The organism is Holdemania massiliensis, from assembly GCF_022440805.1.
Lineage (GTDB): Bacteria > Bacillota_I > Bacilli_A > Erysipelotrichales > Erysipelotrichaceae > Holdemania > Holdemania massiliensis_A.
Genome location: NZ_JAKNTK010000001.1, coordinates 3,326,956 through 3,341,405, shown reverse-complemented (window position 1 = coordinate 3,341,405; position 14,450 = coordinate 3,326,956). Strand labels below are relative to the sequence as shown.

At 48.0% G+C, this 14,450-nt stretch carries 18 protein-coding genes; 12 read left to right on the top strand and 6 right to left on the bottom strand.

Annotated features, from left to right (window positions below):
- Positions 1-102: 102 nt before the first annotated feature.
- Positions 103-591, top strand: a complete 489-nt coding sequence (locus MCG46_RS15580; protein ID WP_240280784.1) for a helix-turn-helix domain-containing protein — start codon at positions 103-105, stop codon at positions 589-591.
- Between the two features lie 55 nt (positions 592-646).
- Here the strand turns inward: MCG46_RS15580 and MCG46_RS15575 are convergent, their stop codons facing one another.
- The 4 genes from MCG46_RS15575 to MCG46_RS15560 all read right to left on the bottom strand — a co-directional run bounded on the left by MCG46_RS15575 (position 647) and on the right by MCG46_RS15560 (position 3,374).
- On the bottom strand, positions 647-1,399 hold the full coding sequence (locus tag MCG46_RS15575; RefSeq protein WP_240280783.1) for a copper homeostasis protein CutC: 753 nt from the start codon (positions 1,397-1,399) through the stop codon (positions 647-649).
- Positions 1,400-1,593: 194 nt separating this feature from the next.
- On the bottom strand, positions 1,594-2,133 hold the full coding sequence (locus MCG46_RS15570; protein ID WP_240280782.1) for a DUF4352 domain-containing protein: 540 nt from the start codon (positions 2,131-2,133) through the stop codon (positions 1,594-1,596).
- A 120-nt stretch (positions 2,134-2,253) separates the two neighbouring features.
- Positions 2,254-2,811, bottom strand: coding sequence for a chromate transporter (locus MCG46_RS15565; RefSeq protein WP_240280781.1), 558 nt, complete (start codon positions 2,809-2,811; stop codon positions 2,254-2,256).
- Positions 2,808-3,374 carry a chromate transporter gene (locus MCG46_RS15560; protein WP_240280780.1) on the bottom strand — a complete coding sequence of 189 codons (567 nt, stop codon included), beginning with the start codon at positions 3,372-3,374 and terminating at the stop codon, positions 2,808-2,810. Before MCG46_RS15560 ends, MCG46_RS15565 begins: the two co-directional genes overlap by 4 nt.
- Positions 3,375-3,517: 143 nt before the next feature.
- On the opposite strand from MCG46_RS15560, the gene MCG46_RS15555 reads away from it, so the two are divergent.
- The 6 genes from MCG46_RS15555 to MCG46_RS15530 all read left to right on the top strand — a co-directional run bounded on the left by MCG46_RS15555 (position 3,518) and on the right by MCG46_RS15530 (position 7,695).
- A complete protein-coding gene (locus MCG46_RS15555; RefSeq protein ID WP_240280779.1) occupies positions 3,518-4,411 on the top strand; it encodes a LysR family transcriptional regulator in 894 nt (297 codons plus the stop codon).
- Positions 4,398-4,703 carry an MGMT family protein gene (locus MCG46_RS15550; protein ID WP_240280778.1) on the top strand — a complete coding sequence of 102 codons (306 nt, stop codon included), beginning with the start codon at positions 4,398-4,400 and terminating at the stop codon, positions 4,701-4,703. Before MCG46_RS15555 ends, MCG46_RS15550 begins: the two co-directional genes overlap by 14 nt.
- A gap of 14 nt (positions 4,704-4,717) precedes the next feature.
- Complete coding sequence (locus MCG46_RS15545) at positions 4,718-5,266, top strand: DUF3795 domain-containing protein (RefSeq protein WP_240280777.1); 549 nt, start codon at positions 4,718-4,720, stop codon at positions 5,264-5,266.
- A gap of 33 nt (positions 5,267-5,299) precedes the next feature.
- Positions 5,300-5,713, top strand: coding sequence for a peptide deformylase (locus tag MCG46_RS15540; RefSeq protein WP_240280776.1), 414 nt, complete (start codon positions 5,300-5,302; stop codon positions 5,711-5,713).
- A gap of 132 nt (positions 5,714-5,845) precedes the next feature.
- On the top strand, positions 5,846-7,099 hold the full coding sequence (locus MCG46_RS15535; RefSeq protein WP_240280775.1) for an ATP-binding protein: 1,254 nt from the start codon (positions 5,846-5,848) through the stop codon (positions 7,097-7,099).
- A gap of 74 nt (positions 7,100-7,173) precedes the next feature.
- Complete coding sequence (locus tag MCG46_RS15530) at positions 7,174-7,695, top strand: putative immunity protein (protein WP_240280774.1); 522 nt, start codon at positions 7,174-7,176, stop codon at positions 7,693-7,695.
- 36 nt (positions 7,696-7,731) lie between these two features.
- Here the strand turns inward: MCG46_RS15530 and MCG46_RS15525 are convergent, their stop codons facing one another.
- Together MCG46_RS15525 and MCG46_RS15520 are read right to left on the bottom strand one after the other, a co-directional pair.
- On the bottom strand, positions 7,732-9,171 hold the full coding sequence (locus MCG46_RS15525) for an ATP-binding protein (RefSeq protein ID WP_240280773.1): 1,440 nt from the start codon (positions 9,169-9,171) through the stop codon (positions 7,732-7,734).
- A gap of 102 nt (positions 9,172-9,273) precedes the next feature.
- The gene (locus tag MCG46_RS15520; RefSeq protein WP_240280772.1) at positions 9,274-9,777 is read right to left on the bottom strand and encodes a flavin reductase family protein; all 504 of its coding nucleotides are present in this window, start codon (positions 9,775-9,777) and stop codon (positions 9,274-9,276) included.
- Between the two features lie 201 nt (positions 9,778-9,978).
- On the opposite strand from MCG46_RS15520, the gene MCG46_RS15515 reads away from it, so the two are divergent.
- Genes MCG46_RS15515 through MCG46_RS15495 form a run of 5 tightly spaced genes read left to right on the top strand, consistent with a single transcriptional unit; the run spans position 9,979 to position 14,441 of the window.
- Positions 9,979-10,824, top strand: coding sequence for a fumarate hydratase (locus tag MCG46_RS15515; RefSeq protein WP_240280771.1), 846 nt, complete (start codon positions 9,979-9,981; stop codon positions 10,822-10,824).
- On the top strand, positions 10,825-11,358 hold the full coding sequence (locus MCG46_RS15510) for a Fe-S-containing hydro-lyase (protein ID WP_240280770.1): 534 nt from the start codon (positions 10,825-10,827) through the stop codon (positions 11,356-11,358).
- Positions 11,355-11,798, top strand: coding sequence for a DUF523 domain-containing protein (locus MCG46_RS15505; RefSeq protein WP_240280769.1), 444 nt, complete (start codon positions 11,355-11,357; stop codon positions 11,796-11,798). The genes MCG46_RS15510 and MCG46_RS15505 overlap by 4 nt, the downstream gene beginning before the upstream one ends.
- Positions 11,795-13,258, top strand: coding sequence for an aspartate ammonia-lyase (locus tag MCG46_RS15500; RefSeq protein ID WP_154238369.1), 1,464 nt, complete (start codon positions 11,795-11,797; stop codon positions 13,256-13,258). Before MCG46_RS15505 ends, MCG46_RS15500 begins: the two co-directional genes overlap by 4 nt.
- Positions 13,259-13,262: 4 nt before the next feature.
- A complete protein-coding gene (locus MCG46_RS15495; RefSeq protein ID WP_240280768.1) occupies positions 13,263-14,441 on the top strand; it encodes an NAD(P)-dependent malic enzyme in 1,179 nt (392 codons plus the stop codon).
- Positions 14,442-14,450 lie beyond the last annotated feature (9 nt).

The following is a 14,450-nucleotide window of genomic DNA, read 5'->3' as shown; positions in this document are numbered from 1 at the left end:
GAAAGAGAAAAATAAAGATTATCCATTACCGAGAAACGGCAAATTTTTACGTTGTTTTGCGTTATGATTCATATACAAAAATAACTGGAAGGGAGGCGCAGGATGAAAGCAAAACGTTCGCTGGGTGAAAATCTGCGGCTGCTGCGGGAAGAACGCGGCATCAGCCAGAAAGCGTTAGGTCAGAGTTTAAGCTTAAGCGACGGTGCGATTTCCCGTTATGAAAATAATACCGCGGAGCCGGATATCCGCACATTGTGCAAGATGGCGGAAATCTTCGGCGTGGATTTCAACTATTTGCTCGATTATCATGGATATGTTCGGAAAACTCAGGATATTGTATTGGAAAATAAGGACGTGGAGCTGCTTGATCACTATCATCTCTGTTCGCCGGCCCATCAACGCTTGATCCGGATCATCGCGAAAGAGCTGGCCCGGCAGGATCAGCAGTGGCCGCAGCGGACTCCTTTTTCTTCACTGGAGGCAGCGAATTTAATTCATGAAGATAAGGAGGAATGGCTGGAACCAGAGCCGCCCATAGAGCTGACAAAGAAGCCGGCCCGATCCCGGAAAAAGAAAAAAACCGATTCTTAACTTGGTGAAGCAGGAAAAGGAATCGGTTTTTGTTTGCGAAATTGAATCGGCAGAGTCAGTTCAGTTCAGCCACGGCCGCTGTCAGCTCACGCACTTTCTGTTCGCTGACGATCTCATAATCCAGTTCGTGCGGTGCAGGGGCATAAGCGTAGGTGACATGATTGCCGGAGGTTGTCGGATCGCTTTGCCAGTCCTTGCACGAGGAGTGCAGCTGGTGAATCCCGGTCTGTTTCAGCAAACCTAAAGCATTGCCCGCATGAACACCGCTGCCGGCCAGAATTTCAATTTGATCGCCATATTGTTTCTGCAGCCTTGCGATGACGTCCATACCCTGCTCGGCTTTGGCCTGACCGCCGCTGGTCAGAATGCGATCTGCTTTCCATGCGATCAGCTGACTAAGAGCCACATCCCAATCCACAGCGCAGTCAAACGCTCGGTGAAAGACAAATTCTTTGCCATAACGATGCGCCAGCTCAATCATTTTCCGGGTTTGTTCCGCGTTGATCGTTCGATCCGCATGCAACGCGCCGAAGGCCAGCCCATCCGCGCCATGCGTTAAAAGCAGCTCGGCATCCGCATATAGAATTTCAAACTCAGCCTCGCTGGTGCAGAAACCAGCGCCGCGGCTGCGCACCATAGTGATGATCGGGATCGTCACTTTCTTTCGGGCTTCGATCAGATTCGCCAGTGTCGGCGTCAGTCCGCCTAAAGCCAAGGCAGAATTCAGCTCAATCCGATCGGCTCCTCCTGCCTGCGCGGCCAGACAATCCAACGCGCTTCCGCAGCAAATTTCAATTTTCGGTTTCATGCAAGTTCTCTCCTTTTTATTACTTTCATTGTAACGGTCTTACCATCAGAGTGCAAGCCGTCAAAGCATTTCATCATCCGTGTCTGTCGGGGCGGAATGCGCCCAATCGAAAATAAATAAAAAAGGCAGAAACGCGGCAGGGCTTCGTTGTTATCCCGAATTCCTTCGCTTCTGCCTGATGAAATGAAAAATTTTTACTGAACTTCTGGCCGCAGTGTGACGACGAAGAAATCACCGGTTTCCTCTGTATCAAATTCTTCCAGATAAATAAACAGGAATTCCGATTCCTCCGAAGGCACTTCAAATACCAGCTTGTAAGTCACCGATTTGCCTTTTGCCAGCTCAAATTCTTCCGGCATGACCGCTTTATCATTCAGGTTGACTAACGGGTAAATCAAGCTCTCCGTCGTCTCCCACGTCAGTACAAAATCGGTATCGAACATCGGCAGCGCATCATCGAAGGTGTTGGTTTCTTTCACCGTGACGCATAACAGCCGCATCCCTTCTTTTGCGGTATACCCGCCGAAAGTATCGGTCAGTTCAACGTCTTCCACGATAAAGTCAAAGAATTCGTTGCGCATCGTATCGCCAAGTTCCCCATAGTAGACGCCTTCCTCTTCAGCGGAATGACGGGCGATGATGTTGCCGGTTTCCTTATTGGGTTTGCCGGAACCGGAACAGCCGGCTGTAAAAAGCAAAGCTAAAGTAAGCAGTGCTGCGGTAAGTTTTCTCATCATTTTCTCCTCCTGCTTGTAAATGTCAGAATTTCCCTAGATTTCTGATCGGTGGTTCATCACTTTCCATTTTACGCGCTTTTGTTCAATTTGGAAACGTTTATTTCCAAAGGAAATGGATTACAGGTAGAAAAAACAACCGGCCAATGCGCTGAGGATTAAGATCGGCATGGGGCCGAGTTTCCATTTTTGAATGCTGATCAGGGCCAGCAGGAAGAGCAGAAAAGCTGAAGGGTTGAAATGCAGCGTTTGTTTCCAAGAGGAAACGCCGAACAACGCGATCATGATGATCGTGGCGGCGGAAGCGGCGATCAGCCCGACGGAAGCGGATTTTAGCGTTTCCAACAGCTGCAGCACTGCCCGCTGATTTTGGTTGCGGCGGAAAAAGTGCTGCAAAGCTAAGCTGATTCCAATTCCGCACAGGACGCAGCCTCCGGTTGCCGCAGCGGCTCCCGCCATTCCGGCTAAGCGCATCCCGACAAACGTCGAGGTGTTGACGGCCAGCGGTCCGGGCGTCATCTGTGAGATTGTGATGATGTCGGTAAATTCCTGCAGTGTCAGCCATGGATGGACAACAACGGCCTGCTGCTGGATCAAGGGCAGTGTCGCATATCCCCCGCCGATGCTGAACAATCCGATCTTTAAAAAAGTAAGAAACAAGTCCAGAATTAAACTCATATAAGGTCTCCTTTCCAATGGCGGATGATGCTGAGGCCAAGGGAAACGCAGCACCAGAATAAAAGCAGCGTCATCGCCGGAATTTCTAAGACGAAAGCACACAGAAAGGTAACCGGCAGGATCACACGCGGCAGCTTCTGCTTCTGTCTGAAAATCGCTGCGCTCATATCGGCGACCAGCTCAACGATTAACGCCGCGACGCCGGCTTCCATGCCTTTAAGACAAGCGTTGATCAGCGGCTGTGTGCGAAACGCATCATAACAGGAGGAAATCAGCGCGAGAATAAGAAACGAAGGCAGAACGGCTCCCAGGGCACTGATCCAGGCTCCGGCAAGGCCGTACGTTCTCCGTCCGGCCAAAACCGACAGATTCACGGCAATAGCTCCGGGGGAGGACTGTGCGATCGCTGCCATTTCCAACAGCTCAGCTTCGGTGAAGAGCTGTTTCTGCTGAACAAAAATTTTGCGGATCATCGGAATGACAATGTATCCGCCGCCAAAGGTAAACATACTGATATAGAAATTAACTCCAAAAAGCCAAAAAACTGTTTTCCATGAATGCATGAGAATTCTCCTTCCTTATTGATTATCCGCAAAATAAAGTCAGAAGTAAAATTGCAATAATCTATCTTTTGCATTACTATTTAGTTATGATAGAAGAAAGCATGGCCAGACTGAAATAACTCGGCGGAAAAGGAGGAAGCGGGATGACAATTCGGCAGATGAAGGTCTTTCGGATAATTGTGGAACAGGGCGGCATTACCCGCGCGGCCAAGGCGCTGTATATGAGTCAGCCGGCGGTATCGCATGTCGTCGTGGAACTGGAGGAACAGCTGGGCTATACGCTGCTGGATCGGATTGGGCGGCGCTGTACAGTGAACGAGCGCGGAATGCAGCTGTATCATAAGATTGTTCAGGTTTTGGAAGCGATTGAGGATCTGGAACAAAGTACGGCTGGGATTGAGAAACAGGCGTTGCTGCGGATCGGGTCCAGCATCACGATTGCCAACATGTGGCTGCCTTCTCTGATTCAGCAATTCCGCACGTTGTGTCCGCAGACGCCGGTTCAGGTTCAGGTTGACCGAGCTTCCGAAATCATCAGAAAAGTGCTGGCCAACGAAGTAGATATCGGTTTTACCGAAGGGGTATGCGAAGAAGACAGCCTCTTCAAGCTGCCGTTTTCACGCTATCGTCTGAGCTTTGTGTGTCGTCATGATCTGCCTGCCGCAAAGCTCAAGACGCTGAGTTTAGATCAGCTGCAAGCGCAGAACTGGCTTTTGCGTGAGCCGGGCAGCGCGATCCGCGACAGTCTGGACAGCGCGCTGCGGCTGCATCAGCTTCAAATCAAACCGACTTGGGAAAGCGTCAATTCGCAGGCTTTGAAGCAGGCAGCCTTAGCCGGGTTGGGAATTGCCCTGCTTCCCGAGGAGATGGTGCAGAAGCCGCTGCAGACAGGAAAGCTTGTGGAAGTCCAAATTGAAGGCATTGAGCTGGAGAATCAGAACTGGATGATCTTACATCGCGACAAATTTGAATCAGAGGCGATTCGCTGTTGGAAGCAGCTCATTCGCCAAACGGGGAGGGAGCATGACGATGAATGAAGATTTTGACGCGTTAGTTTTAGCGGTGATCAGCGAGATCCCTTACGGTCAGGTGGCCAGCTACAGTCAGATCGCTGAGCTTGCCGGCTATCCCAAGCATGCCCGGCATGTCGGCAAAGCCTGTTCCCATTCCCACTTCTACGGTGACTTTCCCTGTCACCGCGTTGTCAACAGTCAGGGGCGAACCGCACCGGATTGGGATCAGCAGCGTTCTTTGTTAGAGGCGGAAGGGGTTGAATTTAAGCCCAACGGCTGTGTAGATATGCGCAGATACCAATGGAAACTGCGATGAAAGGAGAACAAGACATGAAAGGGAAAGAACGGAAGTATCCGATGTTCTCTCTGTGCGGTCTGGTCTGCGGCTGCTGCACGCTGTATCTGGGCGGACATTGTCCAGGCTGCGGAGCACCGGGAAAGTCGAGGTGCGGCTTGTTAAAATGCGCCGAAGAACAGGGCAATCTGGAATACTGTTGTCAATGTCAAAATTATCCATGTGAGAAGATGGCCTGTACCGAAGATACGGTTTCCTTTGTGACCTGCCGTCACCGGCTGAAAGATCTGGATGAGCTGAAACAGCTCGGCGCATCAGCGTTTGAAGAACAGATGGAGAAGAAACGGACAATTTTGGAAGACCTGCTGGAACATTATAATGATGGCCGCCGCAAAAGCTTTTACTGTCTGGCGGTTACGCTGCTGCCGCTGGCGGATCTGCAGGTCTGTATGAGTCAGTTGGCCAATGCGTCGCTGACTTCGGTTCAGGAAAAAGCAAAACTGGCCGTCGATTTGTTTCAGCAAGCGGCCGAGAAGCACAGCATCCTCTTGAAGCGGAATATAAAAAAGCCGGCACGCGGCTGAAGTGAGATGGATTAAAGAAAGGAAATTGATTTTATGATCTGTGAGATTGTTACCGATCCGATTTTGTTAAGCCGGATCAGCCGTCCGGCGCAAGAGCAGGATTTCAATATAGCGCGGGATTTGCGGGATACGTTAATGGCTCATGCCGATCACTGCGTGGGGATGGCGGCCAATATGATCGGCCGTCCGGTACGGGTGATCGCGATATTGCTTGAGGGACAGCCGGTGGTGATGATCAATCCCCAGCTTATTAAAACAAGCGGAAAAAAATACACGGCTGAGGAAGGCTGCTTATCGTTAAAGGGCGTGCGTCAAGCTCAGCGATTTGAAAAGATCCAGCTGCAGTATCAGGATGAACAGGGAAGGCAGAAGCAGCGCACATTCAGCGGCTTCCCGGCTCAGATCATTCAGCATGAGCTGGATCATCTGGAGGGGATTATTATATAACTCTTTTGAGGCATTACATAAAATCGTGCAGATGCACAAAAAAATAGGAATGGATATAGATGCTAAGAATGTTTTATGGTAAAATAGCATTACTAAAAAAAGTGCAAATGCACAGAAATGAGGAATGATGTAGTGGAGATTAAAAGAGAGTTATATCTAAATAAGCTGATTGAACGAAAAGATAATGGAATGATAAAGGTGATTACTGGTATTCGCAGATGTGGTAAGTCTTTTTTACTATTTACCATTTTTAAGAGATACTTGTTGGAGAATGGCGTTGATACAGATCACATCATTGAGATTGCATTGGATGGTATCGAAAATGAAGAGTTAAGAGATCCAAAGGTGTGCTTTAAGTATATAAAAGATTCTATGAAAGATGATGATAAGTATTATCTTCTTTTAGATGAAGTTCAATTTATGCCACGATTTGAGGAAGTATTAAATAGTCTGCTTCGTATGAGTAATGTTGATGTGTACGTTACAGGCAGTAACTCCAAATTTCTATCCAGTGATATTGTAACGGAATTCCGTGGTAGAGGTGATGAAATTAAGATTTATCCCCTTTCTTTTGCAGAGTTTTATTCTGCTTATGATGGGGATTATGATGATGCTTGGGATGATTATATGATTTTTGGTGGATTGCCGCAGATTATGAGTTTTCCTAGTGAGCAACAGAAAGCAGAATATCTAAAGAATATTTTTTCTAATGTTTATTTAAAAGATGTTATTGAAAGAAATAAAATTCAAAGTGTAGATGAGATTGGTGTTCTTGTTGATATACTTGCTTCTGCAATTGGTGCTCCAACAAATCCATCTAAAATTGCAAATACTTTTGCTAGCGAACGGCAGATGACATACACAAACAAAACGATTTCCAATCATATCGATCATTTGACAGAAGCATTTTTGATTTCTAAAGCCAACCGGTATGATATCAAAGGAAGAAAGTATATTGGCGCTAATCTGAAATATTATTTTACTGATTTGGGATTACGAAATGCCAGACTTAATTTTAGACAGCAGGAACCTACTCATATTATGGAGAATATTGTTTATAATGAATTGCTGATTAGAGGATACAATGTTGATGTGGGGGTTGTCGAAATTTTTGATAATAACAAAGAAGGAAAACGCATCCATAAACAATTAGAGGTTGATTTTGTAGTAAATCAAGGTAATCAGAGATACTATATTCAAGTTGTATATGACATGGCCTCTAAAGAAAAACAAATTCAAGAGTTTAATTCGTTGCGTAATATACCTGATTCTTTTAAAAAAATTGTCATTGTGAATGGGACAAAGAAACCATGGCATAATGATGAAGGATTTGTGATTATGGGAATGAAATACTTTTTGTTGAATGAGAATAGCCTAGAATTCTAATGTTCAAAAAGTTGACACATGCAGAGCTGGATCATTGTGAAGGCATATTGATTTAATTAAACAGGAGAAAAACAATGGCGAAGTTAAGAAAAATGTTGGGCGATATCCATTCGCCGGAATGTACTGCGATGATGCGGCTAATTGAAACCCAGAGCGAAGCCACATTGGCCTGTTGGGCGCTGGAATTTGTTCAGGAAAGGATTGCGGGGATTTATTGTAAAAAGGCAGCGGACTGCCAACGTCTTTGTGTGATTTTGGACGCCTGTCTAAAGACCGCCCTGCAGAGCTTACCGGGGAAAACAATGAAGCCGCTGATTAAAGAAGCCAATCAGATTGCCAAGGAGACAGAAGATCCGATCGCCCAAGCCGCGGCTCGGGCAATCGCTGCGGCATGCGGAACGCTGACCACCCCGACGAACGCGTTAGGTTTCTTGTTTTATGCCGCGGCGGCTTGGATTTATGATCAGAGCCTGAATTTCTCGTCTGAGGAAACAGACGCTTTAACCCGTCAGTTCTGGCGGCAGGCCCATGCCTCGCTTTCCGCTCAGGCTATCCAGGATGAACCCCATCCCGTTAAAATACAATGGCATTGTTAGCCAAACACTAAAACAGGAAGCACAAGGGCTTCCTGTTTACAAAAACATCAACATGTATAGCGGCAACGTAATTTTCTTTTCACTGACGCCGATATTCTGATCCGCCATTTTATATCCGAAAGGAATGGAAGCCTGATTCAATAGAATATCTAATGAATTTGTTTTGCTTCTTCCCGCTTTAATTTCAATCGGGATTATGCCATCTTGATTGGTAATTAAGAACTCGATCTCCAACGTACTGTTGACCGGTTTATAGAAAAAAATATGCTGATAGCCCCGTTTAATTAGAAAATCGGCTGCCAGCGCTTCATATAATCCGCCTTTTGCCGTTTTTAGGATGAGACTCTGCGGTAAATCGCTGATCGTTTTATCTTCTAAAATGGCTTTTTTAAGGGCAAAATCATAATAACAAATCAATAATCCAATATCGGTGGGATACAAGCGAAAGTTATCCTGGATCGTAAAGGCTTCCAAAGGGTAGGAAAGACTGGATACATTGTAAACCGATTTAATAAAATGAGCGTTTTCCAACCAGTCAAGACTGGATTCAAATTTTCTGGCTGTTCCTTTATGTTCAACGATTTTATACTGGAATTTATGGTTTTCTTTTGAAAGCTGTAAAGGGATGGATTTGTAACAATTTTCGGCTTTGATTTTGATATCGGATTGGGCAAAACGGGCAATGTCATAGAGATAATCACGATAAATTGTTCGCTGCCGAGCATCCGCCTCTGATAAATCATGGGTTTGAATGTAGGTATCCACAACTTCCGGCATTCCGCCAATGACCATGTAAAGCCGCAGGTAATCCATCATTTTTTCATGCAGGAACACAGGGACTTTTTTTCTTTCAGTGAAATGATACTTCAGAAGATCAATTTGTTGGTCACTGATCTGGTTCGCCCATAGGAATTCTTCAAAGTCCAGGGAATACATATCTAAATATTCAACATAGCCTACCGGATAGGAAGTTGGAATGTTGTAATTCATGCCCAAAGCGGATCCGGTTGCGATAACATCAAATCTACCGTCTGATGTCCAAAATTTTAAGGAAGTTATCGCTTGCGGGCATTCTTGAGCCTCATCAAAAAGAATGAGCGTACCCCCTGGGATAAATGCTGATTTTTTAAAATAAAACGATAGATTCGTCAACAATGTTTCAACATCTAAATCACCGGAAAAGACCGATATCAATGAGGGATTTTCAAGGAAATTGAGTTCAATAAAAGACCCATATTCTTTTGAGAATTCACGGATAATAAACGTTTTTCCCACTTGCCTAGCACCGCTGATAATTAAACTCTTTTTCTTTTTTTTCACTTTCCAGTCCAGTAACTGTTGGTGGATTTTTCTTCTTAACATATCTGAACCTCCTTCCTGAATAAGTGAAATAGTTTGAGTTCCTGTTATAAGTATAAAACTGAACGTAAAAATATGCAAGCATGCATATTTTAATGACTTAAAATCTGCGCCCATGCATATTTTTACGACGAAACAGAAGAAAAACGGCAGAACCTGGAAAGCATGGACTTTCCAAAATCGCTGCCGTTTTTGCTTTAAACACTCGGTTCAATCAATTTAAGCTTCTTTTTGATAGGCCGCCACAATCTCACAGGTATAAGCCTTGTGATAGTCCTGATGAGGATAACTGGCTGCTTCTACGGTTTTGTCCACAAACTGACTGCCGGTGAGCTCCATCGCTGCCAGCTTCTTGAGAACCAGCACCAGCCGTGCCTGATCGATGCAGGGAGCGCCGTCCAGCACGGTCGTCGTGTAGCCGACATGCGCCAGCTTATCTGCATCTTTGCCGCTGGCCTTACCGAGATACGCCAGCTTATCCCGCTGATCGTCATCGAAGAAAGCCAGCGAAAAGCACTCATTCTGTTCGATCAATGGATAGGTATGCCGCTGCGGGCGGACATACACCGTGACGACAGCCTTGTTCCACAGCCATCCCATCTGTACCCAGTTGACGGTCATGCCGTTGACCTTGCCTTCATCGGGAACGGTCAGGACGGCCCAGTCGTTATGGATCATCGAAATCAGATTCTTATCCAGCTGTTCAATCTCAATTTTTTTCATCTTCTCACCTCTTTTTCTATTGTATTCCCAAGGCTGTGAAAATGGGAGTGAAATGTTGTTTCTGAAAGTGATTTCAGCAGAGCTGCGTTCCTTATTGAAAGAATTTACATCAGAATCAGGAACATCCTGGAATGCGGGGATTAAGCAGTTCATTCCCCGTTTTGTTTGTGTTACAATAACAAACAGAAAGGGCTTAGGAGTATGCGAGAAATTGAAGTCAAAAAAATACAGGAAATCGTAAGGGATTGCTGCAGCGGCATCGCTTTTGAATATCCTGACGACGTGATGACGAAACTGGTCACCTATGCCGAAAAGGAAGACAAGCCGAGAGCCAAGCAGGCACTGGAGCTGCTGATGGAAAACGCGGAACTGGCGAAAACCAAGCGGCTGCCGATCTGTCAGGATACCGGCATGGCGGTGGTCTGGCTGAGCATCGGACAGGATGTGCATTTTATTGGCGGTTCCTTAAAGGAGGCCGTCAACAAGGGCGTCGAGGAGGCCTATCAGGGAAGCTATCTGCGCAATTCTGTGGTCAGTGATCCGGTGTTTGAGCGGAAGAACACGCTGACCAATACGCCGGCGGTCATCTATACCGAGATCGTGGAAGGCGATCAAGTTGTCATCGAATGCGCGGCCAAGGGCTTCGGCTCGGAAAACTGCTCACGGATTAAGATGTGCAAGCCAGCCGAGGGCGTCGAAGGCATCCGTGAATTCATTGTGGAAACAGTCAAACTGGCAGGACCGAACGCCTGTCCGCCGATGGTCGTCGGGGTCGGCGTTGGCGGTACGATGGATTATGCGGCCTATCTTGCCAAACGTGCGCTGTGCAGACCGCTGGACAGCGAAAATGAGAATGAACAATACCGTCAGCTGGAACGCGAATGTCTGGAACAGATCAATCAGCTCAACATCGGCCCGATGGGCTTAAAAGGCCGGACGACAGCGCTCAAAGTCAACATTGAATGGTTCCCGACGCACATTGCGGGAATGCCGGTGGCCGTGAATATCAACTGTCATGTCACCCGGCATAAAAAGGTGGTGCTGTAAATGAAGAAAATTCAGCTGCCTTTGACGATGGAAGATCGTCAGTCTTTAAGGGCCGGGGAACAGGTGCTTTTAAGCGGTGTGATCTATACTGCCCGCGATGCGGCGCACAAGCGGATGCAGCAGCTGCTCGACAAAGGTCAGCCCCTGCCGTTTGATCTGCGCGGACAGATTATTTATTATGTCGGACCGACGCAGACGCCGCCGGGCATGATTTTCGGCAGTGCCGGTCCGACCACGGCTACCCGGATGGACGTCTATACTCCACAGTTATTGGATTTGGGTTTAGCCGGCATGATCGGCAAGGGCAAACGCAGCGATGAAGTCAAAGCCGCGATGATCCGCAACCAAGCGGTTTATTTCGCAGCGGTCGGCGGCGCTGGCGCGTTATTGGGTCTGCGCGTGAAAAAGGCGGAAACGATCGCCTTTGAGGATCTGCAGAGCGAAGCGATCCGGCGGCTGGAAGTCGAAGATTTCCCGGTCTTTGTCTGCTTTGATACGCAGGGAAACGATTTGTACGCTGAGGATTTTGAATGATCGCGATCAGTGCCTGTTTAGGCGGGGTTGCCTGCCGCTATGACGGCAAAGCCAATACCGTGGAAGGGTTAAAAGCACTGGTGGAACAGGGGGAAGCTATTCTGATTTGTCCGGAAGTGATGGGCGGTCTTGAAATTCCCCGCGATCCTTGTGAAAGACGAGGAAACCAAGTCTGTACCCAGAAGGGGAAAGAATGCACCGCGGCTTTTCAAAAAGGCGCGGAAGCAGCACTGGCTTTGCTTCAGGAAAACAAGATCACAATGGCTGTCTTGAAGTCCAAAAGTCCCTCCTGTGGAAAAGGTTTAATTTATGATGGAAGTTTTACCCGCACGCTGAAGCCGGGCAGCGGCATCGCTGCCGAATTGTTTTCTCAACACGGCGTCCGGGTGTTAACGGAAGAGGAATGGAAAGAAGAAAAGGAGAATTCACAAAACGCATGAACGCAACAGAACAAACCCTAGATCAGTTCCGGTGGGAACATGATTCACTGGGCGAAATCGAAGTCCCGAAGAATGCCTTATACGGCGCGCAGACACAGCGGGCCATGACGAATTTTCAGATTACCGGAAGACGGATGCACACGCAGATGATCCGTTCGATCGGCAAGGTGAAAAAGGCCAGTGCTTACTGCAACAACCAATGCGGTTTTCTGGATGACGAGCGATTAAAATACATTACGGAGGCCTGTGATGAAGTGATTAGCGGGCAGCTGGATGAATGGTTTATCACCGACTGCATTCAGGGCGGGGCCGGAACTTCCTTCAACATGAACGCCAATGAAGTCATCGCCAACCGCGCGGCGCAGCTGGCCGGTCACACGATCGGTGTCTATGATTATATTCATCCTAACGATCACATCAATTTTGGTCAGTCAACCAATGACGTATTTCCGACTGCCGGAAGATTGACAGCACTGGCCTTAGTTGAGGTGCTGCTTAACGAGCTGAGTGAGCTGCAGCATTCCCTGCTGAAGAAGGCTAAGGAATTTGACGGTGTGATCAAGATGGGACGGACGCATTTGCAGGATGCCGTACCGATCCGCTTAGGTCAGGAATTTCATGCCTATGCGACGATGGTCGGTCGCGATATCAAGCGCATCCGCGTCGCCTTTAACGATTTAAAAGCGGTCAATATGGGCGCGACCGCCGTGGGTACCGGTATGAATGCAGATGAAAAATACAAGAAGCTGATCGTGCCGGTGCTTTCCGAAATCAGCGGCATCACGCTGACCGCGGCGAAGGATCTGGTCGATGGAACGCGCAACTGCGATACGCTGGCCTTTGCCTCCGGTGCGCTGAAAGTCTTGGCGGTCAACCTGTCAAAGATGTGCAACGATTTGCGCTTGATGGCCTCTGGTCCGAAAGCTGGACTGGCGGAAATTAAGCTGCCGGATCGGCAGCCGGGCAGCTCAATCATGCCGGGCAAGGTGAATCCGGTCATCGCTGAGGTCTGCAACCAGGCCTGCTTCAATGTCATCGGCAACGATGTGACGATTGCCAAAGCCGCCGAAGCCGGGCAGCTGGAACTGAACGTCTTTGAACCGGTGCTGTTTAAAAATCTGTTTGAGTCGATTGAAATTCTGTCCAATGCCTGTCATACGCTGCGCATCAATGCGATTGACGGAATCAAGGCCAACAAGGAAAACTGCCTGTTCTTTGTCGAACGTTCCGTATCGCCGATCACGGCCTTCGCTCCGCATATCGGTTATGCCAACGCCAGCCGGATTGCCAAGCAGGCGCTGATTGAGAACCGCACGCTGCGCGAGGTTCTGTTGGAAAGCGGATTGATTACTGAGCATGATCTGGAAATCATCATGGATGTTCAGGAAATGACCAAGCCGGGCATTCCGGGCAAAAAACGTTTAGCCAAAAACAAGAAGAAAGAAAAAGTGGAGGGATAACACAATGACTGTTTATGAAGACGCACTGAAACTGCACGAACTGCACCATGGCAAATTATCCATCGAACCGAAGGTTCCCTGTGAAACTCCGGAAGATCTGACGCTGGCCTACACGCCGGGCGTTGCCCAGCCATGCTTAGAGATCAACAAGGATCCGGAAAATGCCTACCGTTATACCGGCAAAGGCAATACCGTAGCCGTAGTGACCGATGGGACAGCGGTGCTGGGCTTAGGCGATATCGGCGCGGTCGCGGGCTTGCCGGTCATGGAAGGCAAGGCGTTGTTAATGCATCGTTTCGCTGGTTTGGATGCTTTCCCGATCTGTGTGGATTCTAAAGATCCGGAAGAAATCATCAAGGTCTGCAAGCTGATCTCTCCGGGCTTGGGCGCGATCAATCTGGAAGATATCAGTGCTCCTCGCTGTGTTGAAATTGAACGGCGGCTGATTGAAGAGCTGAACATCCCAGTATTCCATGATGATCAGCATGGTACGGCAATCGTCGTTCTGGCGGCGCTGATCAACGGTCTGCGCTTAACCGGCCGGAAGGCTGAGGACATGAAGGTCATCGTCAACGGCGTCGGTGCCGCTGGCAGCTCGATTATCAAAATGATGTTCAATTATGGCTTCAAAAACATTCTGGCCTTTGATTCCAAGGGTGTGCTGCATCCGGAAAAGAAGGACAGCTATAATCCATTAAAGCAGGAACTTCTGGAGTATACCAACCTGCATGGTGAAAGTCCGGCAAACTTAAAAGAAGCGCTGGTCGGCGCGGATGTGTTCATCGGTGTTTCCAAGGGCAACCTGTTGACCAAAGAGGATATCGCGACGATGAATAAGGACTGTTTTATCGTGGCACTGGCCAATCCGACGCCGGAAATTGATTACTACGAAGCAAAGCAAGGCGGCGCATTGATCGCGGCTACCGGACGTTCTGATTTCCCGAACCAGGTTAACAACCTGTTGGCATTCCCGAGTATTTTCCGCGGCGCGCTGGATGCGAAGGCCACCCGGATCACAGAAGAAGTCAAGCTGGCGGCGGCTCAGGCCATTGCGGATCTGATTCCGGCGGAAGAGTTGACGGAAGAATATATTATTCCTTCGCCATTTGATTCCCGCGTCGTTCCCGCCGTGTCGCAGGCCGTCAAAGAAGCCTGCATCAAGAGCGGTTATATCCGTAAATAAGCAAGTCTT

Excerpts from the sequence above, each read along its gene's own strand:
- MCG46_RS15545 (WP_240280777.1), top strand. The coding sequence starts at position 4,718 with ATGAAAGGGAAAGAACGGAAGTATCCGATGTTCTCTCTGTGCGGTCTG.
- MCG46_RS15525 (WP_240280773.1), bottom strand. The coding sequence starts at position 9,171 with ATGGGCGCAGATTTTAAGTCATTAAAATATGCATGCTTGCATATTTTT.
- MCG46_RS15580 (WP_240280784.1), top strand. The coding sequence starts at position 103 with ATGAAAGCAAAACGTTCGCTGGGTGAAAATCTGCGGCTGCTGCGGGAA.
- MCG46_RS15560 (WP_240280780.1), bottom strand. The coding sequence starts at position 3,374 with ATGCATTCATGGAAAACAGTTTTTTGGCTTTTTGGAGTTAATTTCTAT.
- MCG46_RS15500 (WP_154238369.1), top strand. The coding sequence starts at position 11,795 with ATGAACGCAACAGAACAAACCCTAGATCAGTTCCGGTGGGAACATGAT.
- MCG46_RS15540 (WP_240280776.1), top strand. The coding sequence starts at position 5,300 with ATGATCTGTGAGATTGTTACCGATCCGATTTTGTTAAGCCGGATCAGC.
- MCG46_RS15550 (WP_240280778.1), top strand. The coding sequence starts at position 4,398 with ATGACGATGAATGAAGATTTTGACGCGTTAGTTTTAGCGGTGATCAGC.
- MCG46_RS15570 (WP_240280782.1), bottom strand. The coding sequence starts at position 2,133 with ATGAGAAAACTTACCGCAGCACTGCTTACTTTAGCTTTGCTTTTTACA.
- MCG46_RS15520 (WP_240280772.1), bottom strand. The coding sequence starts at position 9,777 with ATGAAAAAAATTGAGATTGAACAGCTGGATAAGAATCTGATTTCGATG.
- MCG46_RS15505 (WP_240280769.1), top strand. The coding sequence starts at position 11,355 with ATGATCGCGATCAGTGCCTGTTTAGGCGGGGTTGCCTGCCGCTATGAC.
- MCG46_RS15495 (WP_240280768.1), top strand. The coding sequence starts at position 13,263 with ATGACTGTTTATGAAGACGCACTGAAACTGCACGAACTGCACCATGGC.
- MCG46_RS15565 (WP_240280781.1), bottom strand. The coding sequence starts at position 2,811 with ATGAGTTTAATTCTGGACTTGTTTCTTACTTTTTTAAAGATCGGATTG.
- MCG46_RS15530 (WP_240280774.1), top strand. The coding sequence starts at position 7,174 with ATGGCGAAGTTAAGAAAAATGTTGGGCGATATCCATTCGCCGGAATGT.
- MCG46_RS15515 (WP_240280771.1), top strand. The coding sequence starts at position 9,979 with ATGCGAGAAATTGAAGTCAAAAAAATACAGGAAATCGTAAGGGATTGC.
- MCG46_RS15575 (WP_240280783.1), bottom strand. The coding sequence starts at position 1,399 with ATGAAACCGAAAATTGAAATTTGCTGCGGAAGCGCGTTGGATTGTCTG.
- MCG46_RS15510 (WP_240280770.1), top strand. The coding sequence starts at position 10,825 with ATGAAGAAAATTCAGCTGCCTTTGACGATGGAAGATCGTCAGTCTTTA.
- MCG46_RS15555 (WP_240280779.1), top strand. The coding sequence starts at position 3,518 with ATGACAATTCGGCAGATGAAGGTCTTTCGGATAATTGTGGAACAGGGC.